Origin of the sequence: Halomonas sp. ND22Bw (genome assembly GCF_003011945.1) — a bacterium.
In the GTDB taxonomy this organism is placed as follows: domain Bacteria; phylum Pseudomonadota; class Gammaproteobacteria; order Pseudomonadales; family Halomonadaceae; genus Halomonas; species Halomonas halophila.
In genome coordinates, this window is the sequence record NZ_PXWD01000005.1 from 156,370 (window position 1) to 178,549 (window position 22,180).

A 22,180-nucleotide genomic window follows, 5' to 3' on the forward strand; every position below is an offset into this window, starting at 1 on the left:
ACTGGCTGGCACCGGGAGTGCCCCGGGCTTGACGCCGCGCGCGGCGACTGGGTAAAAGAGGTGAAACTCGATGGAATCATCATGTTAGAGAAACTTCGCGAGCGCCTGCAAGCGCATGCGCCGCGCCGCCTGGCCCTCGACCTGCCCCAGGCGGCGGTGCTGCTTCCCCTGGTGGCCCACCCCGAGCCGACGCTGCTGTTCACCCGCCGCGCCGCCCACCTCTCCACCCATAGCGGCCAGGTCGCCTTCCCCGGCGGCAAACGCGAGGACGGCGACGCCGACCTGCTGGCCACCGCCCTGCGCGAAGCCGAGGAAGAGATCGCCCTGCCGCCGGACCGGGTCGAGGTGCTCGGCCGACTGTCCGAGGTCATCTCGCTGCACGGCATCCGCGTCACGCCCTTCGTCGGCGTGATTCCCCCGGGCCTGCCACTGGCTCCCGATCCGGGTGAGCTCGACGCCATCTTCGAGGTGCCGGTGGCGAGCTTCCTCGCCGACCGCCGCACCCACACCGACGTGATCCGCCTCGACGGCCGCGACTACTACGTGCCGAGCTATCGCCACGACGACCACGTGATCTGGGGCCTGTCGTCGATGATGCTGGTGGAGCTGCTGGCCGAGGGCTTCGCCATGCCGATCGACCTCTTCCAGCGCCCCGCAGGCACCCTGCATTTCCACCCCGAACGCCGACTGACGCCATCATGAGCCACCCGCATCTGCCCCCCGCCCGCCTGACCGAGCTGGTCGATGCCCTGGTCGAACAGGGCTGGTACCTGGGCGAAGCCTTCCTGCCCGAGGCCCTGCACGCCCCGTTGTTCGCCGAAGTCGAGGCGATGGCCGCCCGCGAGGCGCTGGAAGCCGCCGGCGTCGGCCGCGGCAGCGAGCATCACCTGCGCCGTGACATCCGCGGCGACGCCATCCGCTGGCTGGACCGCGAGAGTCTGGCTCAGCGCCGCTACCTGGAAGCCATGGGCGAGCTGCAGCAGGCCTTGAACCAGGCGCTGTTCCTGGGCCTGTTCGAGTACGAGGCGCACTTCGCCCAGTACCCGCCCGGCGCCTTCTACAAGCGCCACCTGGACAGCTTCCGCGGCCGCGCCAACCGCGTGATCTCCACCGTGGGCTATCTCAACCCGGACTGGCCCGCCGACGGCGAAGGCGAGATGGTGATCTTCGACGAGCATGACCCCGCGCGCGAGCTGACCCGGGTCCGGCCGGAGGCCGGCACCTTCGTCTGCTTCCTCTCCGATCGGGTGCCCCACGAGGTACTGCCGACTCGCTATCCGCGCGCCAGCATCGCCGGCTGGTTCCGCCGCAACGCCTCGCTGGGCGGCCTGGTGGACCCGTCGCGCTGACGGCGACACCCGCCGCATGCAATGCCCCATGGCCGCTTCGGTCGGCCCGCCGATCTCAGGGCCGACCTCGCCCCCACAGGCCTTTCATGAGGTCGCATATTGTTCCAGGGGATTGTTCCCGGCCAGCCGGGCGAATCCCAGGCGACGAAGGCAATGCGCATGCCCACCGGCCCGGTGCGGGGCCGACACGATGGAGCGGGTGATCTCCTGACGAAATCCTTCCCTCGGATGATGTCGATGGATCGCTCGCAAGGCCTCCTCGGATAACAGATGCCGGTAGGCACCGACCACATCCATGTGGGCCCCGTACTTGAGCAGAAGAGCCTCCGGCGTGTGGCGCCGGGCATCGAGCCATGGGTTCAGGTGGTAGCTGATCGACTCATAGAGGCGAATTGCATCCTCGTCGTGCCACTGCTCGGCCAGTGCCAGTCGACGCGCCTCCCGGGCACCGGTGACCTGGAATGCGGTCTCTGCGATGCAGCTCGCATGAGCGTCCGTCAGGCCGACGTCATGCATCAGGCAGGCCACATAGAGCATCTCGTCATCCGCCTCGATACCCAGCGCCTCACCGACCAGCGCGCCCATCCACCAGCTGCGATAGCAATGGGCCAGCAACGCGGGGCTGTAGTGCGCCGCCACCCGGGCCTCGACCCGCCGGCAGAGTGCGCTATCAGGCGCCTGCACCCGGGAAGGTTCCACCGCACGCCTGCGGACAGACGAATGGCCGAGCCGCCAGGCCAGCCGACTCAGGCCCTCGTCCATCTGACTGCGCACCAGCTACTAGAAGCATGACTTGCATATTGCAAGCATTGCGCCTGATCCGGTACCTTGCCGATATGACTTCCTCTTCCCCTTCCCCGACAGCATGCCCGCTGGCGCGCACCCTGGAGCTCATCGGCGACCGCTGGAGCCTGGTGATCCTGCGCGAGATCATAAAGGGCCAGCACCGCTACAGCGACTTCAGCCACTGCGCCGAACGGATCCCGACCAACATCCTGGCGAATCGCCTGCGCCGGCTCGCCGGATACGGCATCGTCGCTCGCGTACCCTCAGGGTCGAGCCCGAAACGTCATGAGTATCATCTGACGAGCCAAGGCGCGGCCCTGTTGCCGGCCATGCAGGCCCTCGCCCGCTGGGGTGGCGATCAGCTGCCGGAATGCTATGCCCCGCCCGAGCAATTCCTTGCACTGACGGTCGAAGAACTGCCGACTCGCGACCCGGACTAGCGGTCCACGCGATAGGTGAGGTCGCGGACCTCGTCGCCGGTCATGCCGCGAAAGCCCCAGCAGTGCGGCGGCTGCTCCTTGAGGATGATCTCCACGTCCGCCGGGGCGATCCCGAGTTCTGCCTCGATGTTGGCGAACAGCTGCTTGATCAGCGCCTTCTGGGTCTCTGCCGTGCGCCCTGCCATCATGTTGATCTCGATGACGGTATAGGCGTCGCTGCGCCCGCCGGGGGCGTAGAAGTCCTCGGCGTCCATGGGCATGAAGCGCTGTGCCCGCTTGTCCTCGGGCAGCCCGAAGACGTCCATCATGCAGCCATGGATCACCGCCGACAGGCGGGCCTTGATGGGATCCAGACGATGGCGAATGCCATAGATCACGATCATGTCATGTCCTTATGAAAAGGGGCCTTCCGGCCCGGAAGGCGTTCATCCCGCCGCCAGCCGACATTCCATGCCGATCAACGGCAGCGCGTGCAATAGCGTGACGAAGCCATGGCGGCGATAGAGCCGCAAGGCCGGGCTGTCGGCGAACACCTTGAGCCGCAGCGCCTCGAGCCGACGCTCGCGGACCCGCGCCTTAACGGCCTCGAGCGCCCAGGCGCCAAGCCCGGCGCCGCGCCGACCGGCCACGATCTGCAGGTCCTGGAGATAGCCGATGTCCTCGCCGTCGTGGAGGCGCAGATAGCCCACGCGAGCGCCTTCGCACCACAGCAGATGGTTCTCGCCGGCGGCCCAGTCGGCCTGGAACGCCTCCGGCTGCCAGGAAAGGCCATGGCGTTCATAGGCCTCGCGCATGTTGGCCCGCACCAGGGCGGCGGCCCAGTCACGGTCGGACTGCCGGGCCGGGCACAGCGACAGTTCCACGCCTCAGGCCCTGATCGTTGCCGTCGCGTCATCGCCGACGCGCAGCGTCAGGCCGATGCCGTCGAGGGGGACGGCGTTCTGGCCGAAGAAGGCGCCCTTCCAGCCCGGCTGGGTGTCCATCTCCACCAGCGTCTTCAGCGGCTCCTTGGGCACCGGCGCCTCGCCGGTGCGCTGATCCTGGGTGATGATCTTGCAGCGCTTGCACGGCTTGCGCAGCCCCAGTCGGACGTCGGAGCCGAGCGCCAGCTCGTCCCAGTCGATCTCGGCGAAGGGCCCTTCCCCCTCGACCACGACGTTGGGCCGGAAGCGGCTCATCGGCACGGCGTCCAGGCCCTTCTCGGCGAGGCGCTCGTTGAGCCGCTCGAGGGAGGCCTGATGGGCCACCAGCAGCGGATAGCCGTCGGGAAAGGCGGTATGGGCGGATTCGCCGCGCAGATAGTCGGCCTCGACCTCGCGACGACGCTCCTCGGGGAAGCGCACCAGGCGCAGTCCGCCCTCTTCATCCCCCTGCCGGCCGTCGCCCCGTCGGCCATCGCCCAGCACGGCGGTCAGCCACTGGGCCGCCTCGGCGCCCTCGTCCAGCGCCTCGCAGGTGTCCTTCCAGATGCTGACCTCGAGGCGCTCGAGTCCGTGACGCGCCAGCGGCACCGCCAGGGGCGCGGCCTCGGGATGTTCCAGCACCAGGCGGCTTGGCTCGAGGCGCACCGTCACCGTCGCCATGGCGGGGCATTCGCGCTGGGTGACGAAGCGGCCGCGGGCGTCCACGACCATCCAGTGACGATCGAGAGTCAGACCGCGCTCGGTGAGCGTGGCCTGGTCGAGGGCGATGCCGCGAAGCGACTTGACCGGATAGATGTTGAGCTGGGTGATGCGCATCCCTGCCTCCCTGGCGTTGGTGGAGCCATCACTCTATCAAGCCCGCTCGCCCTTTTCCTCGGCCAGCGCGGCCGTCACCGCGGCCTCGGCGTGCAGCGCCGTGGTGTCGTAGAGCGGCACCGGCGTATCGCCCTGGCCGACCAGCAGCGCGATCTCGGTGCAGCCGAGGATCACCGCCTCGGCGCCGCGGGCGTGCAGGTCCGCGATGATCTCGAGATACGCCGCCTTCGAGGCCGGCTCGATGCGCCCCTGGCACAGCTCTTCGAAGATCACCCGGTGCACCCGCTCGCGCTGTTCGGCCTGCGGCACCAGCACCTCGATGCCGAAGCGCTCGCCGAGCCGGTCCTTGTAGAAGGCCTGCTCCATGGTGAAGCGCGTGCCCAGCAGCCCCACCCGACGCACGCCGTCCTCGCGCAGCCGCTCGGCGGTGGCATCGGCGATATGCAGAAGCGGGATATCGGTGGCGGCCTCGATCGCCGGCGCCACCTTGTGCATGGTGTTGGTGGCCAGCAGCAGGAAGTCGGCTCCCGCCGCCTGCACCCGCCGCGCCGCCTCGGCCAGCCGCTCGCCCGCCTCGTCCCAGCGATCGGCCTGCTGCAGCGTCTCGATCTCGGCGAAGTCGACGCTGTAGAGCGCCACCTTCGCCGAGTGGAAGCCGCCCAGCTCGCGCTTCACGCCCTCGTTGAGGGCCCGGTAGTAGCTCTGGGTGGACTCCCAGCTCATGCCGCCTAGCACGCCGATGGTCTTCATGGTCACCTCCGTGTGGAATCATCGTGCCCACAGCGATATCACGACCGCCGGCCCGCACGCCAGCGTCGACCCTAGCCGGCGCTCAGGGCGACCTTGAGCACCCCGTCACGCTGATGGGAGAAGAGCTCGTAGGCGTCGACGATGTCGTCGAGGCCATAGCGGTGGGTGACCAGCGGTCCCAGGTCCAGGCGGCCGCTCTCGATGATGCCCATCAGCCGGCGCATGCGCTCCTTGCCGCCGGGGCACAGCGAGGTGACGATGCGGTGGTCGCCGAGGCCGGCGCTGAAGGCGTCCAGCGGCAGGGTCAGGTCCTCGGAATAGACGCCGAGGCTCGACAGGGTGCCGCCGGGCTTGAGCACTCTGAGCGCATTCTCGAAGGTGGTCTGCAGCCCCAGCGCCTCGATGGCCGCGTCCACGCCGCGCCCGCCAGTGAGACGACGGATCTCGTCGACCACGTCGACCTTGCGATAGTCCAGCACCACGTCGGCGCCGAGTTGGCGCGACATGGCCAGCCGCTCGTCGACGCCGTCCACGGCGATGATCAGCCCCGCGCCGCGCAGCCGCGCCCCGGCGGTGGCGCACAGCCCGATCGGCCCCTGGGCGAACACCGCCACGCTGTCGCCGATGCGGATGTTGGCCGACTCCGCCCCGGCGAAGCCGGTGGACATGATGTCCGGGCACATCAGCACCTGCTCGTCGCTCAGCCCGTCCGGCACCGGGCTGAGGTTGGCCTGGGCATCGGGCACGCGCAGGTACTCGGCCTGGGCACCGTCGATGGTGTTGCCGAAGCGCCAGCCGCCCATGGGCTTGTAGCCGTGGCCGTGGTGGCCGCCGTCCTGGGCGCTGCAGCCGTCCTGGCAGGCGTAGGAGGTGAAGCTCGGGCAGATGGCGCCGGCGATCACCCGCTGACCCTCCGCATAGCCCTTGACGTTGGCGCCGAGCTTCTCGATCACCCCCACCGGCTCGTGGCCCACGGTCAGCCCGCGCTCCACGGGATATTCGCCCTTGAGGATGTGCACGTCGGTGCCGCAGATGGTGGTGGTGGTCACGCGGATCAGGGCGTCGTCGGGGCCGATGTCGGGAATCGGCTTGTCGTCGAGCTCGATGCGGCCGGGCTCGACGAAGACGGCGGCTTTCATCATGGCAGGCATGGCAGTTCTCCCGAGGCAAGGAACCTCCTCTCATCACAGCACAGCCTCGCCGAACCGGGATTGCGCTGGATCAAGCCGCCGGCACGCGCCCTCCTTCCATCGCCCACGGCGGAGGTGAGACGCGAACGTCCACGCCCTTCCCCGCCGACCGACGGGCGATTACCCTGCCATGACACCTTCCTTCCCGCTCGCCACCTGGACACCGCCATGAGCCCGGCCGACACCCTCCGCCTGATCCTGCTTTCCTCGCTGTGGGGGATGTCGTTCATCTTCATGCGCGTGGCGGTGCCCGAGTTCGGCCCGGTGCCGCTGATCCTGGTGCGCATGGGCGTGGGCGCGCTGCTGATGCTGCCGCTGCTGCTCGGCGTGCGCTACCTGCGCCTGGTGCGGGACAACGCCGGCCGGCTGATGCTGCTGGGGCTGGTCAACCACGTGCTGCCGTTCTCGCTGCTGGCGCTGGCCACCACCCGGCTGGAGGCCGGCTTCACCTCGCTGATCAACGCCACCACGCCGCTGTTCACCGCCCTGCTCGGCGCGCTGTTCTTCGCCACGCCGGTGTCGCGGCGCCAGTATCTGGGCCTGGCGCTGGCCTTCCTCGGGGTCTATGTGCTGTCTGCGGATCGGCTGGACTTCACCCTGGGCGGCGACGGCTGGTTCATCCTCGCGGTGCTCGGCGCCACCTTCTGCTACGGCATCGCCACCAACTACTCCAAGACCTACCTGTCCCACCTGCCGGTGCGCGTGCTGGCCGCCGGCAGCTGCGCCATGTCCGGGCTGATCCTGCTGCTGCCAGGCCTGTGGCTGTGGCCCGAGGCCCCGATCAGCGGCCTCGGCTGGGCCAACGGCCTGGCGCTGGCGGCCTTCAGCACCACCCTGGCCTTCCTGCTCTACTTCGGGCTGATCGCCAGCGCCGGGGCCACCGCGACCTCCACCGTGACCTTCCTGGTGCCGGTCAGCGCCCTGCTGTGGGGCTATGTGCTGCTCGACGAGACACTGAGCCTGCAGATCCTGGCCGGCATGGCCATCACCCTCGCGGGCACCGCCATCGCCACCGGCATGCTGCGCCTCGGCTGGCCGGCGCGCCCGGCAAGGCGCCGCGACCGACGCCTGGACTGACACCACAGACACAAGACGGCCGTGGCGTCACCGCCACGGCCGTCGATGCTTCGCAGGAAGGGGGCGGCGCTCAGAAGTTCGGCTTGCGCTTCTCGACGAAGGCGCTCATGCCCTCGCGCTGCTCGTCGCCGGCGAAGCACAGCGCGAACAGGCTGGTCTCCAGCGCCAGGGCACTGTCCAGGTCCTGGTCCAGGCCGTCGTGGACCGCCTGCTTGGCGCCGCGCACCGCCTGGGGGCCGTTGCCGCCGAGCTGCTTGGTCAGCTCGGCGGCGTAGTCCTCGAGCTCGGCTTGGGACATCACCCGGTTGACCAGGCCGATGCGCAGGGCCTCGCTGGCGTCGATCTTGCGCCCGGTGGTGACCAGGTCCAGCGCCATGGCCGGGCCGACGCGGCGCGGCAGGCGCTGGGTGCCGCCGAAGCCCGGAATCACCCCCAGCAGCACCTCCGGCTGGCCGAACACGGCGTTGTCGCTGGCCACCGCCCAGTCGCAGGCCAGCGCCAGCTCGCAGCCGCCGCCCAGGCAGAAGCCGTTGACCAGCGCCACCACCGGCACCGGCAGCGCCTCGAGCCGCTTCAGGGTGGCCTGGGCCTGGCCGGCGAAGTCGCGAGCCTCGACGGCGCTCTTGTCGCGCATCTCGGTGATGTCGGCGCCGGCCACGAAGGCCTTCTCGCCGGCACCGGTGATCAGCACCGCGCGCAGATCGCCGCGGGCCTCGAGATCGTCGAGCGCCGCTGCCAGGGCGGCGATCACCTCGCTGTTCAGGGCGTTGAGCGCCTTGGGACGGTTAACGGTCAGACGGACCACGCCGCCCTCGTCCTGCACCTCGATCGCCTGCTCGCTCATGATGGCTCCTCGTCTCGTGATATCGGGAAAGACGCAACGCCCTCACCCTAGCGAACGCTTGGTAGAGCGACAATCGCGGCTTTGGTCGGGGGTCAGGCACCGTCGTAGACGTGGAAGCCGCGCCCGCTCTTGCGGCCCAGGTATCCGGCATCGACCATGCGCCGCAGCAGCGGACAGGGCCGGTACTTGGGATCGCCGAAGCCCTCCTGCAGCACCTCCATGATCGCCAGGCACACGTCCAGGCCGATCAGGTCGGCCAGCGCCAGCGGGCCCATGGGATGGGCGGCGCCGAGCTGCATGGCCTGGTCCACCGCCTCCGGCGTGGCCGCACCCTCCTGCACCAGGAAGGCCGCCTCGTTGATCATCGGCACCAGCAGGCGATTGACGACGAAGCCCGGCGAATCGCCCACCCGCACCGCGGTCTTGCCCAGCGCCTCGGCCAGTGCCTCGACGCGTGCCACGGTGGCGTCGCCGGTCTGCTCGGCGCGGATCACCTCGACCAGCTTGAGCACCGGCACCGGATTGAAGAAGTGCATGCCCACCACTCGCTCGGGGCGCTCGCAGACCCCGGCCAGCCGGGTCAGCGACAGCGAGGAGGTGTTGGAGGCCAGAATGATGTCGTCGCCGAGCGCGCTCAGGTCGCGGAACAGGCGCTCCTTGAGCTCGGGATTCTCCGGCGCGGCCTCGATGATCACCTCGCAGTCGGCCAGGGTCGCAAGCTCGGTGGTGCCGTGGAGCCGCGCCAGGGCGTCGGCGCGCGCGTCCTCGCTCAGCCGCTCCTTGGCCACCAGCTTGCCGAGCCCCTTGTCGATGCCGGCCCGGGCGCGCTCGAGCGCCTCCTCGGCCACGTCGAACAGGCGGACCGTGAAGCCGGCGGTCGCCAGCACCTGGGCGATGCCCTGGCCCATGGTGCCGGCGCCCACGACGCCGATCGGTGATTGACTCATCGCTGCCTCTCCTTCGCTTGGGTGGACTCGCCCGCCGATCACGCCCGGCGGGCACTCGGATCAGCATGCACCGCTACTGTGTCGCGGTCGAGTCACGCCCGCCTGCGCTGACATCACGCTGGCAGGCTCGCGCCCTGAGCCGGGCTCAGAGATGCTCGGGCTTCAGCGCCGCCAGGCCGCCCATGCCGGCCTCGATCGCCGCCAGCCGGGCGCGGCCCTCCGGCAGCCACTGGCGCAGGCCGAACTCCGCCGCGGCGAGCTTGGCGCGATAGAAGTCGGCGTCACCGCTGCCGTCGGCCAGCGCGGCCTCGGCGCGCAGGGCCGAGCGGCCCAGCTGCCAGGCGCACAGCACATGACCGGCCAGGGAAAGAAACGGCGTGGCACAGGCCTGAACGGCGTCCGCGCCGCGCTCGGGATCGGCGCCCCGGGCCAGCACCAGGCCCATGGCGGTGCGCAGATCGGCCACGCCGCCGGCCAGACTCTCGCCCAGCGGGCGCAGCTCGGGGCTGGCGGCGAGCGCCTCGGCGGTGGCCTCGACCTCGTCGGCCAGCCGGCTCAGCGCCGCGCCGCCGTCGCGGGCCAGCTTGCGGCCGGCCAGGTCCAGCGCCTGGATGCCGTTGGTGCCCTCGTAGATAGGCGCGATGCGCGCGTCGCGCAACAGCTGGGCGGCGCCGGTCTCCTCGATGTAGCCCATGCCGCCGTGGACCTGCACGCCCAGCGAGGCGATCTCCACCGCCTGATCGGTGGAGAACGCCTTGACCACCGGGATCAGCACCTCGACCCGCGCCTGGGCGGCCTGGCGCTCGGCCTCATCCAGGGCGTGGCGGGCCCGGTCCATCTGCGCCGCGCAGGTCAGCGCCAGGGCGCGCAGCGCATCGGTGCGGGCGCGCATCGACAGCAGCATGCGCCTGACGTCCAGGTGCTCGGCGATGGCGCAGGGCGCACCGTCGCGGCGGCCCTGCACCCGCTCCAGCGCATAGCCCCGCGCCTGCTGGCAGGCGCGTTCGGCGACGCCGATGCCCTGGATGCCGACCTTGTGGCGGGCCTCGTTCATCATGGTGAACATGTGATTGAGACCGCGACCGAGCTCGCCGACCAGATAGCCAATAGCCCCCTCAGCCTCGCCTCTTTCCTCGACCCGACCCTCGCCGAAGCTCAGCGAGCAGGTCGGCGAGCCGTGGATGCCGAGCTTGTGCTCGAGCCCGATGCAGGTCACGTCGTTGCGGGCGCCGAGCGAGCCGTCGTCCTCCACCAGATACTTGGGCACCAGGAACAGCGAGATGCCCCGGTTGCCCTCGGGGGCGTCCGGGGTGCGCGCCAGCACCAGATGCAGGATGTTCTCGGCGGCCTCGTGCTCGCCCCAGGTGATGTAGATCTTCTGGCCCTTGAGGCGGTACTCGCCGGGCGCATCGTCATCGGGCACGGCCAGGGTCCGCACCTGGGAGAGATCGGAGCCGGCCTGGGGCTCGGTGAGGTTCATGGTGCCGGTCCAGCGGCCCTCCACCAGCGGCGGCAGGTAGCGCGCCTGCTGCGCCTCGCTGCCGTGACGGGCCAGCGCCTCGATGGCGCCGGCGGTGAGCATCGGGCACAGCCCCAGCGCCATGTTGGCGCCGTGCAGCATCTCCTGCACGGCGCTGGCCACGGTCTCCGGCAGGCCCTGGCCGCCGTGGGCGGCGGCGACGCCGATGCCGTTCCAGCCGCCCTCGGCGTAGGCCCGGTAGGCCTCGGCGAAGCCCTCGGGCAGCGTGACGCCGCCGTCCTCGCGGCGCCGGCATCCCTGGCGGTCGCCGACGGCGTTGAGCGGCGCCCACACCTCGCCGGCCAGCCGGCCGGCCTCCTCCAGCACGGCATCGGCCAGCTCGGGGCCGATCTCCTCGAAGCCGGGCAGAGAGAGCGAGCCGTGCTCGAGCAGTTCCTCGAGCACGAAGCGGACATCGCGAAGCGGCGGCGTATAGGGCGTCATCAGGGCACCTCGAAAACAGGACGTTCCGGCGAGCCTAGATTCACGACGGCTGATGAACCATTAGCCGTAGGTCGCCCCTCGCTCCTGGCCGGCGTCCTTGGCGGCCCTCTCGTCGACATTGCCGGCGTCGGCTTCGGGGGCAGCCGGCGCCGCGTCATCGTAGTAGACGATATGCGGTTCGTCCGGCGGCGGCGGGCCGACCAGCGGCTCGGCCACCTCGACGTCCGGCACCGCCTCGGACAGATCCTCGACGTGCTCGTGCTCCAGCGCGCCCTGCACCCACTCCTCGGTGACCGCCAGCTCGGCGGCGCTGAGCGGCGTGGCGGGCGAGAACGGCGCCACCGGCACCGGCGCCGGGCGCACGCTGCGCCGCCAGGCGAAGAAGGCCACCAGCCCGACGCCCAGCGCGCCCAGCGACCAGAACAGCCCGCCGTCGCCCACCAGCGTCATCACCGGGCCGATCGCCGAGGGGCTCAGGGTCGCGCCGATGGCGTTGATCAGCAGCAGGCCCTGGCTCATGCGCACCAGCGCGCCCGCCGGGGCGCGGTCGGCGGCGTGCCCCACCGCCACCGGATACAGCGAGAAGACCCCGCCGCCGAGCAGGAACAGCAGCGCGGCGAGCCCCCAGGGCGGCAGCGGCAACAGCAGGATGCCGGCGCAGATCAGCGCGCAGAAGCCGCCGAGCCCGATCAGCACCAGCTGGCGGTCGTGGCGATCCGACCAGCGCCCCACCGGGTACTGCAGACACATGGCGCCGAGCACCACCAGCGCCATCAGCTGGCCGACGCGATCGCCGCCGACGCCGCTGCGCTGCAGGTACAGCGGCAGCAGGGTATAGACCGCCGCCACCGCGATGCCGGAGCCGAAGCTGCCCATCACGCCGGTCGGCGTCAGGGTGATCAGGCGCAGCGGCGACAGCGGCTCGGCCTTCTCGAGCAGCGGCGTGACCCGCGGGATGATCGCCATGGGCAGCACCGACAGCGAGGCCAGCAGGCCGATCAGCATGAAGGGCTCGGCGGGCGCCATGTCGCGGGTCAGGCCGAACAGCAGCTGGCCGATCGCCCCGGCGGCGAACACCACGATCATGTACATCGCCAGCAGGCGCCCGCGCACCCGGTCGTCGCCGGCGGTCAACAGCCAGCTCTCGATCACCAGGAACACGCCCACCGTGGCCCAGCCGGCGATCAGACGCAGGGCGAACCAGGCCACGGGATCGGCGAACATGCCCTGCAGCAGCACCGACACCGCCAGCAGCGAGGCGAAGCTGCCGTAGGCGCGGATATGGCCGATCGCCAGCAGCAGGCGGTCGTTGACCATCGCCCCCACGCCCAGGCCGATGAAGTAGGCCGAAGACACCCAGCCGATCACCAGCGACGAGGCCCCGGCGGCATCCAGCCGCAGGGTGGTGAGCGTGGTCAGAAAGCCGTTGCCGATGCCCAGGATGAAGAGTCCGAGCAGCGGCCCCAGGGCCATGAGCAACAGCTGGCGTGACATGCGCGAAGGCCTCCGACGAGCCGCGAGAAAAGGCCACCGCCGGGGGCGGCGGTGGCGGGAATTCGCGCACGAATATACGCCCGGTCACGGGCGCCGCCAATCCTCCCTGGAAGGCTTTTTCGCGACACTTCGATGACGATAACCGCACGTTATCGAAAGGACCGACCTCACGTCTTCTGCAGCAATACCACGTCGCCGGCCGGGAAGCTCACCGTCAGCTGCCAGCGCTCGGCGAGCCAGCGAAAGCTCGCCTCGTCGAAGAAGCAGACGTGGGTCGGATCGAGGATGTAGTGCCAGCCGGCGAACGCCTCCACGCTTGGCGGCACCCGCTTGGTCATCAGCCCCAGCCAGCCGCCGGGCGCCAGCAGGCCGAGCAGGCGCTCGAGCTCGGCGCCGGGCGCGAACAGATGCTCGACCACCTCGGTGGAGGTGATGAAATCGTAGCTGCGCTCGAGCGCCGCCGTGTCCGGCGCGTAGAAGGCGTCATAGATCGCCATCGGGTGGCCGACCTCCTCGAACATCACCGACAGCGTCGGCCCCGGGCCGGCGCCGAAGTCGAGCCCGCGGGCGCCGGGCGAGAGCTTCGCCGCCAGCGGCTCGAACAGCCGCGACAGGAAGCGACGATAGCCGGGATCGTCAGGGGAGTTCTCGTGCTGGTCGTAGACCGCCTTCTCCTCCGCCGGCCCGAGGCGCTGATGGGCCGGCACGAACACCAGCGCACAGCGCCGGCAGCGGCGATAGTCGCGCCGCGCATCGCGATGGTAGAGCGCGTGGTCGGTGGATGCGCATAGCGGACAGGTCGGCATCATCGTATTCTCTGTGGCAGGACTCACTTTCAGGAGGCATGCATGCTGTCAGGTCTGGACCACCTGGTCATCACCGTGACCGATATTTCCCGCGCCGTGGACTTCTACACCCGGGTACTGGGGCTGGACGTCCGCTATCGCGATCAGGAGCGCGTGGACCTGATGCTCGGCGACATGGCCCTGCGCCTGCACTGGACCGCCACCGATATCCAGCCCCGGGCCGCCACGCCCACCCCGGGCAGCCTCGACCTGTGCCTGCGCAGCCAGCTGCCCCTCGACGAGGTCCAGCGCCACCTCGAGGCGCTCTCCATCGAGGTCGAACTGGGGCCGGTCAGCCGCCAGGGCGCCATCGGCGAGATCGAGTCGCTCTACCTGCGCGACCCCGACGGCAACCTGCTCGAGATCAGCCGTCCCAGGCGCTGAGGGATCAGGCAACATCGCCGAAGGCTCTCGGCCTGGCTGAAGGCGCCATGCTGGCATCGCCATCCCAGGCCAGTATCATGGGCGGCACGCTATCCACCCTTTCAAGGACGACCGATGAACGAGCATGATCCCGCGCGCCACGACGCCGTGGTCGCCGACGAAACCCGCCCTCCCGATACCACCATGGCCATGGTCGTCTACGCCCTCTACCTGGCCAGTTTCGTGGTGGGCTTCACCGGCATCATCGGCGTGGTGATCGCCTACGTATACCGCGGCAAGGGCCCGACCTGGCTCGACGAGCACTACCGCTACCAGATCCGCACCTTCTGGATCGGCCTCGTCTATGCCGCCCTGGCCTCGCTGCTGACCCTGGTCGTGATCGGCTTCCCGCTGCTGATCGCGCTGGCGGTGTGGATGATCATCCGCTGCGTCAAGGGCTTCAAGGGCCTGCAGGAGAAGCGTGCCCCCGACAACGTCGACACCTGGCTGATCTGATCCATGGCCGACACGCAACACACCCAGGGGCGCTTTCAGGCGCGGCTGATCGCCGGCCTGTGGCGCGCCCTCGCCAACTGGCGGCCGGCCTCGCTGTGGCGCCTGGCGCGCATGACCGGCCCGCTGGTGCAGCTCGGCAGCCGGCGCGAGCGCCGGGTGACCCGCATCAACCTGGCCCAGGCCTATCCCGACCGCCCCGAGAGCGAGCGCCGCCGCATGGCGCGGCGCAGCCTGGTCCACTCCAGCGCCACCATGCTCGAGCTGGGCCTGGCCTGGATGGGCGAGCCGGACCGGATCGAGGCCAGCATTCTCGAGGTCCACGGCCGCGAGCTGCTCGACGAGGCCCGCGCCGAGGGGCGCGGCGTGATCGTGCTGGCGCCCCACTTCGGCAACTGGGAGGTGCTCAACTTCTGGCTGTCCGGGCACTTCCCCTTCACCGCCATGTACGAGCCGCCCAAGCTCGCCCCGCTGGACCCGATCATCCGCGGCGGCCGCGAGCGGCGAGGGGCCGAGCTGGTGCCGACCAATCCGCGCGGCGTGGCGGCGCTGCTCAAGGCGCTCAAGCGCGGCGAGACGGTGGGCATCCTGCCGGACCAGACGCCGAGCTGGGGCAGCGGCGTGTTCGCCCCCTTCTTCGGCCGCCAGGCCTACACCGCCACCCTGCTGCCCAAGCTGGTGGCCCGCACCGAGGCGCGGGTGGTCACCGGCGTGGCCAAGCGCGTGCGCGGCCGCGGCTTCGCGCTGCACTTCCTGGCCGCCGACGAACGCGTCTACTCGAGCGACGAGACCACCTCGGCCGCCGGCGTGAACGCCTGCGTGGAGGCCGCCATCGCCCTGGACCCGGTCCAGTACCAGTGGGAATACAAGCGCTATCGCAAGACCCCCGAGGAGCTCGAGGGCCGCGCCGACTGGAAGCGCTTCCGCGTCTACAAGTAACCCCTTCGGCGCCGCGGGACGGAACCATCCCGGCGGCGCACTGACCAACCCCGGTACGCTTTCACGATAACGATACCCATAACACGACAAGACCCCCTGGACCGGCTCGCGCAGGGAATGCCGGCGGGATTCCAAGGAGAGTCACCACATGACATCGCTGTTCCGTTTCCTGGCCCTCTCGCTGGGGACGACGCTGGCCATGGAGGCCAGCGCCGAACCCGCCGCCGAGCAGGGGCTGTTCGACCGCGTCACCGACCGCGCCGAGCGCCTGGCCGACGCGCCCTATGAGGCACCGGACGCCGACCTGCCGCCGGCGCTGACCGAGCTCGACTACGACGCCTATCGCCAGATCCGCTTCCGCCCCGACCGCGCCGTCTGGCACGACGACGGCCTGTTCGAGGTCCAGCTGTTCCATCCCGGCTTCCTCTACGACCAGCCGGTCGTGCTCAACCTGGTCGACGAGGACGGCGAGGTCAGCCCGCTGCCCTTCGACCCATCGCGCTTCCGCTACGACGACGAGGCCGCCGGGCTGGCCGATCTCGACGCCGAGGCCCTCGGCGATCTCGGCTACGCCGGCTTCCGCCTGCACTACCCGCTGAACAGCGGCGACTATCGCGACGAGTTCATGGTGTTTCTCGGCGCCTCCTATTTCCGCATGATCGGCCGCGATCAGGGCTATGGCCTCTCGAGCCGCGGGCTGGCCATCGACACCGGCGCGCCCCGCGGCGAGGAGTTCCCCGCCTTTCGCGAGTTCTGGCTGGTCGAGCCCGGCCCCGAGGACACGCATCTGACGGTCTACGCCCTGCTCGACAGCCCGTCGCTCTCCGGCGCCTACCGCTTCGAGATCGCTCCCGGCGAGCCGACCACGGTCGAGACCGAGGCGCGGCTGTTCGCCCGCGAGGTCGTGGCCAAGCTCGGCATCGCGCCGCTGACCAGCATGTACATGCACGGCGGGCTCGGCGACTACCCGGCGGACGACTATCGCCCGCGGGTACACGACTCCAGCGGCCTGGCCATGCAGACCGGCGACGGCGAGCGCATCTGGCGCCCACTGAGCAATCCCGAGACGCTGCATCTGTCGAGCCTGCAGGACACCTCGCCCCGGGGCTTCGGGCTGATCCAGCGGCCGCGCCGGTTCGAGGCCTACCTGGACGCCGAGGCCCGCTACGAGACGCGCCCCAGCGAATGGGTCACGCCGCTGGGCGACTGGGGCCAGGGCCGCGTCGAGCTGGTCGAGATCCCCTCCGACAGCGAGGCCAACGACAACATCACCGCCTACTGGATCCCCGAGCAACCGCTCGAGGCCGGGCAGTCGCGGACCTTCCGCTACCGGCTGAGCACCCTCGGCGCCACGCCGCCGGATCAGCGACTCGCCCATGTGCTGCGCTCGCGCCAGGGCTGGGGCGCCACGCCGGGGCAGGACGATCCGCCGCCCGCCAGCCAGCGCGTCTTCATCGTCGACTTCCAGGGGCCCACCCTCGACGGCCTCGAGGCCGACCAGACGGTGGAGCCGCGCCTGACCACCTCCAGCGGCGAGCTGATCGAACCCCGCGTCCAGCGCCTGCCCGACGACACCTGGCGCGCCAGCTTCCGGCTCGCGCCGGAAGACGGCACACCGGCCGACATGCGCCTGGCCCTGACCCTGCACGGCGAGCCGCTGACAGAAACCTGGAACTATGTCTGGTATCCCGATGAGCGCCGCTGATTCCCGCAACGCCGCGGCGCCCATTCCCTGGCGCCGCACCCGCCGCTGGGCCGTCGCCCTGCTGATCGCCGCCACCACCGCCCTGGGCGTGTGGACCATGTTCCGCATCCTCCACGTCGGCGGCCTGACCCCGCTGGAGCTGGCGGTCCTGGCGCTGTTCGCGGTGACCTTCGGCTGGATCGCCGTGGCCTTCTGGAGCGGCCTGATCGGCTTCGTCCTGAGCCTCGCCGGCCGCGACCCGCTGAGCCTGGCCCTGGCCGGCTCGCCCCGGCCGCCCGACGACGCCCGCTCGCGCACCGCCCTGGTGATGCCGATCCACAACGAGGACGTCGAGCGGGTCGCCGCGGGTCTGGAGGCGACCTGCCGGGACCTGCCGCCGATCACCGAGCGCCGGCACATCGAGGCCTTCGTGCTCAGCGACAGCACCGACGAGGCCGTGGTGGCCGAGGAGAAGGCCGTCATGGCGGCGCTGCAGCGGCGGCTGTCCGGCCATTGCCGGCTGCACTACCGCCATCGCGACAGCAACGCCGGCCGCAAGGCCGGCAACCTCGGCGACTTCTGCCAACGCTGGGGGCAGCGCTACGACTTCATGCTGGTGCTCGACGCCGACAGCGTGATGAGCGGCGATACCGTGCATGAGCTGATCGCCCAGATGGAGGCCAATCCGCGCCTCGGGCTGCTGCAGACGGTGCCGATTCCCGTGCGCCAGGACAGCCTCTTCGGGCGCGCCAACCAGTTCGCGGCGGCGGTCTACTCGCCGATGCTGGCCGCCGGGCTGAGCTTCTGGCAGTCCGACGCCGCCAACTACTTCGGCCACAACGCCATCCTGCGCGTGGCGCCCTTCATCCGGCATGCCGGCCTGCCCGAGCTGCCCGGACGCCCACCGCTGGGCGGCGACATCCTCAGCCACGACTTCGTCGAGGCCGCGCTGCTGCGGCGCGCCGGCTGGGAGGTGCGCATGCGCACCGACCTCGGCGGCAGCTTCGAGGAGATGCCGAGCCATATCCTCGACTACGCCAAGCGCGACCGCCGCTGGGTCCAGGGCAACCTGCAGCACCTGCGCCTGCTGGGCGCCGGCGGCCTGCACATGGTCAGCCGGGTGCACTTCCTGTGCGGCGCTCTGGCCTACCTGTCGTCGCTGATCTGGCTGGCGATCCTCGCGGTCAGCACCGCCGATGCCCTGCTGCGCGCCCTGATCGCGCCCAACTTCTTCACCTCCGACGCCCAGCTGTTCCCGGACTGGCCGATCGCCCCACCCAACCTGATCATGCCGCTGCTCGGCGGCACCCTGGCGATGCTGCTGACGCCCAAGCTGCTGGGCGTAGTGCTGGCCCTGTGCCGAGCGCCGTCCCGCTACGGCGGGCGCGGCAGGCTGGTCGCCAGCGCCCTGCTGGAGGCGCTGTTCGCGATGCTGATCGCGCCGCTGATGATGGTCTTCCACAGCCGCTTCGTGATCGAGGTCTTCAGCGGCCTCACCGTGGCCTGGAACCCGCAGTCGCGCGAGGGGCGCGCCCTGCCCTGGCGCGAGGCGCTGCGTCACACCTGGCCGGGCAGCCTGGTCGGCCTCTGCTGGGCGGGCGTGACCTGGTGGGCCACGCCGACCTTCTTCTGGTGGCTGACGCCGGTATGGCTAGGGCTGATGCTAGCCGCGCCGCTGGTGCGCTGGAGCAGCAGCCTGACGATCGGGCATGGCCTGCGCCGGCGCGGCCTGCTGCTGGTGCCCGGCGAGACCGCCCCGCCGGCGGTGCTCGAGGCCGAGCCGGCGCCGCTGGATCTCGAGGCGGCCGGCGATCCCGCCGCACCGCCGGCCGAGCGGCCCTGCGAGATGCCGATCCAGTCCTTCGGCGGCGACTGGGCGCGGACGTCGAGCGCCGAGGCGAGCGCCGTCCAGGGCAAGTGATCGTCGCGGCGTCCGGGATGACGACAGGAGTGATGACAAGGGGGATGAGAGGGGTGTTCGTCGCCCGCCAAGCTGCTAGACTCGGCCCATTCGCTTGACGGGGTGCCGGTGGAACCGGCTGAGATGGCGCAGGTTCACGCTCGACGACGTTCGAGACAGAACCCAGCGCTGGTCCCGTGGAACCTGATCCGGGTGGGTGTGGCACGCGCCGCACGTGAACCGGCGTAGGGAATCAGGCGGCGGGCCGGCGCGCCCTCCTTGTGCCCCGGCTCTCCCTTCCCGCTTCCGCTACGCCCGTGCGCCCCCCCGGCATCCGCTCTCATCGGAATCGGAGGCAAGATGGGCCGTCGCTTCAGTGATCTCACCGCCGCCTGCCAGGCCGACTGGCGCGCCTACACCGAGCACGACTTCGTCCGCGCCCTGGGCGCCGGCACGCTCGAGGCGGACTCCTTCCGCCACTACCTGCAGCAGGACTACCTGTTCCTGATCCACTTCGCCCGCGCCTACGCCCTGGCCGCCTACAAGAGCCGCGACCTGGACGAGCTACGCCAGGCCTTCGACGGCCTGAAGACCATCCTCGACGTCGAGCTGGACCTGCACCGCGGCTTCTGCCGCGACTGGGGCATCGGCGAGGACGACCTGGCGGCGCTGCCCGAGGCCCGCGCCACCCTGGCCTACACCCGCTTCGTGCTCGACGCCGGCAGCCGCGGCGACCTGCTCGACCTGCGCGTGGCGCTGGCCCCCTGCCTGGTGGGCTACGGCGAGATCGCCAACTGGCTTCAGGCCCAGCCGTTCACCGTGCGCGGCGACGCCAACCCCTATGACGCCTGGATCGCCATGTATCAGGGCGACGAGTTCCAGCAGGCGATGCACGCCGAGATCGCCTGGCTGGACGCGCGGCTCAGTGAGGTGACGCCGGCGCGCTTCGACCAGCTGGCGCGACTGTTCCGCGACGCCACCCGGCTGGAGATCGACTTCTGGCAGATGGGCCTGGATCGCGCGGACTGATTTAGCGGCAAGCTGGCCGTTGAGACAGGAATCGCCGGGGAAGGCCTCCGAGGAGGCGCTGTGAATACTTCCCTGTACGCTACCGACGCCATCCCTGGCGTAGGACCTCCTCTTCGGCCTTCCCCGGCTCTGCGGCGAGCCCGGACCAAACAGACAACATGATGCAATAAGGCCCGCCACCACAGCGGGCACACCACGCTTGACGGGGTGCCGTTGAAGACGGCTGAGATCATGCGGCGCGAGGCGCCCAAGCATGGATCCCGTTGAACCTGAACTGGCTAGGACCAGCGTAGGGATCAAGCGACACGCGGCGGCGCCTCGGCGCCGGCCGCCCCTGTCCTCCCCGACGGTCCTCCCTGACGAACCATTCAAGCCAAGGGAGCACGACCATGAGCAAGACCGCCCATTTCCTCAACGAGAGCGCCCGCGTCGACGACGCCGCCGTGGCCCCGCTGCCGGGCTCGCGCAAGGTCTTCGTCGAGGGCTCACGACCCGATATCCGCGTGCCCTTCCGCGAGATCGGCCTGTCGCCGACCAAGACCTCCGGCGCAGATGAAGAAAACCCGCCACTGCTGGTCTACGACACTTCCGGCCCCTACACCGACCCCGAGGCCAACATCGACCTGCGCCGCGGCCTGCCCGAGCTGCGCCGCGCCTGGATCGAGGCCCGCGACGACACCGAGTTCCTCGACGGCCCGACCTCGGAGTACGGCCGGCGCCGCGCCAACGACCCGATGCTCGCCCCGCTGCGCTTCGAGCTGACCCGCACGCCCCGCCGGGCCAAGGCAGGGAAGAACGTCACCCAGCTGCACTATGCGCGCCAGGGCATCATCACCCCCGAGATGGAATTCATCGCCATTCGGGAAAACCAGAAGCGTCAGACGATGGGCAGCGAGGAGGTCGAGCGCCTCCTCGGCCACCAGCATCCGGGCGAGGCCTTCGGCGCCCGCCTGCCCGAGGAGATCACGCCTGAGTTCGTGCGCGACGAGGTGGCCGCGGGTCGCGCCATCATCCCCAACAACATCAACCACCCGGAATCCGAGCCGATGATCATCGGCCGCAACTTCCTGGTGAAGATCAACGGCAACCTCGGCAACTCGGCGGTCACCTCGTCCATCGAGGACGAGGTCGACAAGATGACCTGGGGCATCCGCTGGGGCGCCGACACCATCATGGACCTGTCCACCGGGGAGAACATCCACGAGACCCGCGAGTGGATCATCCGCAACGCCCCGGTGCCGATCGGCACCGTGCCGATCTACCAGGCGCTGGAGAAGGTCAACGGCGTGGCCGAGGACCTGACCTGGGAGGTGTTCCGCGACACCCTGATCGAGCAGGCCGAGCAAGGCGTCGACTACTTCACCATCCACGCCGGCGTGCTGCTGCGCTACGTGCCGCTCACCGCCAGACGCACCACCGGCATCGTCTCCCGCGGCGGCTCGATCATGGCCAAGTGGTGCCTCTACCACCACCGCGAAAGCTTTCTCTACGAGCACTTCGAGGAGATCTGCGAGATCTGCAAGCGCTACGACGTCGCCTTCTCGCTGGGCGACGGCCTGCGCCCGGGTTCGGTGGCCGACGCCAACGACGAGGCCCAGTTCGCCGAGCTCGAGACACTCGGCGAGCTGACCCGCATCGCCTGGGAGCACGACGTCCAGGTGATGATCGAGGGCCCCGGCCACGTGCCCATGCACCTGATCAAGGAGAACATGGACAAGCAGCTCCGCGAGTGCGACGAGGCGCCCTTCTACACCCTCGGGCCGCTGACCACCGATATCGCGCCGGGCTACGACCACATCACCTCCGGCATCGGGGCGGCGATGATCGGCTGGTACGGCTGCGCCATGCTCTGCTACGTGACGCCCAAGGAGCACCTGGGCCTGCCCAACAAGGACGACGTCAAGACCGGCATCATCACCTACAAGATCGCCGCGCATGCTGCTGATCTCGCGAAGGGTCACCCGGCCGCCCAGCGCCGTGACAATGCCCTGTCGAAGGCGCGCTTCGAGTTCCGCTGGGAGGACCAGTTCAACCTGGGCCTCGACCCGGACACCGCCCGGGAATACCACGACGAGACCCTGCCCAAGGACTCGGCCAAGGTGGCGCACTTCTGCTCCATGTGCGGGCCCAAGTTCTGCTCGATGAAGATCAGCCAGGAGGTCCGCGACTACGCCAAGGACAAGGGCCTCGACGGCGACCAGGACGCTGTGATGAAGGGCATGGAGGAGCAGGCCGAGAAGTTCCGCCAAGAGGGCGCCGAGCTGTACAAGGAGGTCTGACCTCGCGCCTGGATGCAGAACGCCGCGCCGGCAATCAGCCGGCGCGGCG

22 protein-coding genes and 2 riboswitches are annotated in these 22,180 nt (G+C 70.1%); of the genes, 11 read left to right on the plus strand and 11 right to left on the minus strand.

Annotated features, from left to right (window positions below):
* The first annotated feature begins 81 nt into the window (after positions 1–81).
* On the plus strand, positions 82–702 hold the full coding sequence (locus CVH10_RS08895; RefSeq protein ID WP_181244378.1) for a CoA pyrophosphatase: 621 nt from the start codon (positions 82–84) through the stop codon (positions 700–702).
* Positions 699–1,349, plus strand: coding sequence for a 2OG-Fe(II) oxygenase (locus CVH10_RS08900; RefSeq protein ID WP_035597346.1), 651 nt, complete (start codon positions 699–701; stop codon positions 1,347–1,349). Before CVH10_RS08895 ends, CVH10_RS08900 begins: the two co-directional genes overlap by 4 nt.
* Positions 1,350–1,433: 84 nt before the next feature.
* Here the strand turns inward: CVH10_RS08900 and CVH10_RS08905 are convergent, their stop codons facing one another.
* Complete coding sequence (locus tag CVH10_RS08905; RefSeq protein ID WP_106488426.1) at positions 1,434–2,111, minus strand: HD domain-containing protein; 678 nt, start codon at positions 2,109–2,111, stop codon at positions 1,434–1,436.
* A 38-nt stretch (positions 2,112–2,149) separates the two neighbouring features.
* Here CVH10_RS08905 and CVH10_RS08910 point away from each other — a divergent pair, with 38 nt between their 5' ends.
* Positions 2,150–2,575: a helix-turn-helix domain-containing protein gene (locus CVH10_RS08910; protein ID WP_219924694.1), complete on the plus strand. Its 426-nt coding sequence runs from the start codon at positions 2,150–2,152 to the stop codon at positions 2,573–2,575.
* Here the strand turns inward: CVH10_RS08910 and CVH10_RS08915 are convergent.
* The 5 genes from CVH10_RS08915 to CVH10_RS08935 form a co-directional block, all read right to left on the minus strand.
* Positions 2,572–2,958 carry a tautomerase family protein gene (locus CVH10_RS08915; RefSeq protein WP_035597352.1) on the minus strand — a complete coding sequence of 129 codons (387 nt, stop codon included), beginning with the start codon at positions 2,956–2,958 and terminating at the stop codon, positions 2,572–2,574. The two genes, CVH10_RS08910 and CVH10_RS08915, sit on opposite strands and share 4 nt — an antisense overlap.
* A 42-nt stretch (positions 2,959–3,000) precedes the next feature.
* Complete coding sequence (locus CVH10_RS08920) at positions 3,001–3,438, minus strand: N-acetyltransferase (protein ID WP_106488427.1); 438 nt, start codon at positions 3,436–3,438, stop codon at positions 3,001–3,003.
* Between the two features lie 3 nt (positions 3,439–3,441).
* Positions 3,442–4,314, minus strand: coding sequence for an MOSC domain-containing protein (locus CVH10_RS08925; protein WP_106488428.1), 873 nt, complete (start codon positions 4,312–4,314; stop codon positions 3,442–3,444).
* Positions 4,315–4,350: 36 nt separating this feature from the next.
* Positions 4,351–5,064, minus strand: a complete 714-nt coding sequence (locus CVH10_RS08930) for an aspartate/glutamate racemase family protein (RefSeq protein ID WP_035597358.1) — start codon at positions 5,062–5,064, stop codon at positions 4,351–4,353.
* Between the two features lie 71 nt (positions 5,065–5,135).
* Positions 5,136–6,215 carry an NAD(P)-dependent alcohol dehydrogenase gene (locus tag CVH10_RS08935; RefSeq protein WP_106488429.1) on the minus strand — a complete coding sequence of 360 codons (1,080 nt, stop codon included), beginning with the start codon at positions 6,213–6,215 and terminating at the stop codon, positions 5,136–5,138.
* A gap of 207 nt (positions 6,216–6,422) precedes the next feature.
* Between CVH10_RS08935 and CVH10_RS08940 the strand changes: the two genes are divergently transcribed.
* Positions 6,423–7,331: a DMT family transporter gene (locus CVH10_RS08940; protein ID WP_106488430.1), complete on the plus strand. Its 909-nt coding sequence runs from the start codon at positions 6,423–6,425 to the stop codon at positions 7,329–7,331.
* A 70-nt stretch (positions 7,332–7,401) separates the two neighbouring features.
* On the opposite strand, the gene CVH10_RS08945 is transcribed toward CVH10_RS08940, so the two are convergent.
* The 5 genes from CVH10_RS08945 to CVH10_RS08965 form a co-directional block, all read right to left on the minus strand.
* Complete coding sequence (locus CVH10_RS08945) at positions 7,402–8,175, minus strand: enoyl-CoA hydratase-related protein (RefSeq protein ID WP_106488431.1); 774 nt, start codon at positions 8,173–8,175, stop codon at positions 7,402–7,404.
* A 92-nt stretch (positions 8,176–8,267) separates the two neighbouring features.
* Entirely contained in the window at positions 8,268–9,122 is an 855-nt protein-coding gene (locus CVH10_RS08950) for a 3-hydroxybutyryl-CoA dehydrogenase (RefSeq protein WP_106488432.1), read from the minus strand.
* A 145-nt stretch (positions 9,123–9,267) separates the two neighbouring features.
* On the minus strand, positions 9,268–11,085 hold the full coding sequence (locus tag CVH10_RS08955; RefSeq protein ID WP_035597371.1) for an acyl-CoA dehydrogenase: 1,818 nt from the start codon (positions 11,083–11,085) through the stop codon (positions 9,268–9,270).
* 60 nt (positions 11,086–11,145) lie between these two features.
* Entirely contained in the window at positions 11,146–12,579 is a 1,434-nt protein-coding gene (locus CVH10_RS08960) for an MFS transporter (protein ID WP_106488433.1), read from the minus strand.
* A 167-nt stretch (positions 12,580–12,746) separates the two neighbouring features.
* Positions 12,747–13,388: a class I SAM-dependent methyltransferase gene (locus CVH10_RS08965; RefSeq protein ID WP_106488434.1), complete on the minus strand. Its 642-nt coding sequence runs from the start codon at positions 13,386–13,388 to the stop codon at positions 12,747–12,749.
* Between the two features lie 39 nt (positions 13,389–13,427).
* On the opposite strand from CVH10_RS08965, the gene CVH10_RS08970 reads away from it, so the two are divergent.
* The 7 genes from CVH10_RS08970 (at position 13,428) to thiC (ending at position 22,131) form a co-directional block, all read left to right on the plus strand.
* Entirely contained in the window at positions 13,428–13,808 is a 381-nt protein-coding gene (locus CVH10_RS08970) for a VOC family protein (RefSeq protein WP_035597380.1), read from the plus strand.
* 114 nt (positions 13,809–13,922) lie between these two features.
* The gene (locus tag CVH10_RS08975; RefSeq protein WP_106488435.1) at positions 13,923–14,303 is read left to right on the plus strand and encodes a DUF4870 domain-containing protein; all 381 of its coding nucleotides are present in this window, start codon (positions 13,923–13,925) and stop codon (positions 14,301–14,303) included.
* Positions 14,304–14,306: 3 nt separating this feature from the next.
* Positions 14,307–15,239 (plus strand): lysophospholipid acyltransferase family protein, encoded by a 933-nt coding sequence (locus CVH10_RS08980; protein ID WP_106488436.1) that lies wholly within the window; start codon positions 14,307–14,309, stop codon positions 15,237–15,239.
* Between the two features lie 148 nt (positions 15,240–15,387).
* The gene (locus tag CVH10_RS08985; RefSeq protein ID WP_106488437.1) at positions 15,388–16,944 is read left to right on the plus strand and encodes a glucan biosynthesis protein; all 1,557 of its coding nucleotides are present in this window, start codon (positions 15,388–15,390) and stop codon (positions 16,942–16,944) included.
* Positions 16,931–18,844 carry a glucans biosynthesis glucosyltransferase MdoH gene (mdoH, locus tag CVH10_RS08990; protein WP_082090939.1) on the plus strand — a complete coding sequence of 638 codons (1,914 nt, stop codon included), beginning with the start codon at positions 16,931–16,933 and terminating at the stop codon, positions 18,842–18,844. The genes CVH10_RS08985 and mdoH overlap by 14 nt, the downstream gene beginning before the upstream one ends.
* 88 nt (positions 18,845–18,932) lie before the next feature.
* Positions 18,933–19,093, plus strand: a riboswitch (TPP riboswitch).
* A gap of 90 nt (positions 19,094–19,183) precedes the next feature.
* Entirely contained in the window at positions 19,184–19,852 is a 669-nt protein-coding gene (gene tenA / locus CVH10_RS08995) for a thiaminase II (protein ID WP_106488438.1), read from the plus strand.
* A gap of 193 nt (positions 19,853–20,045) precedes the next feature.
* Positions 20,046–20,165, plus strand: a riboswitch (TPP riboswitch).
* Positions 20,166–20,241: 76 nt separating this feature from the next.
* The gene (gene thiC, locus CVH10_RS09000; RefSeq protein ID WP_106488439.1) at positions 20,242–22,131 is read left to right on the plus strand and encodes a phosphomethylpyrimidine synthase ThiC; all 1,890 of its coding nucleotides are present in this window, start codon (positions 20,242–20,244) and stop codon (positions 22,129–22,131) included.
* Positions 22,132–22,180 lie beyond the last annotated feature (49 nt).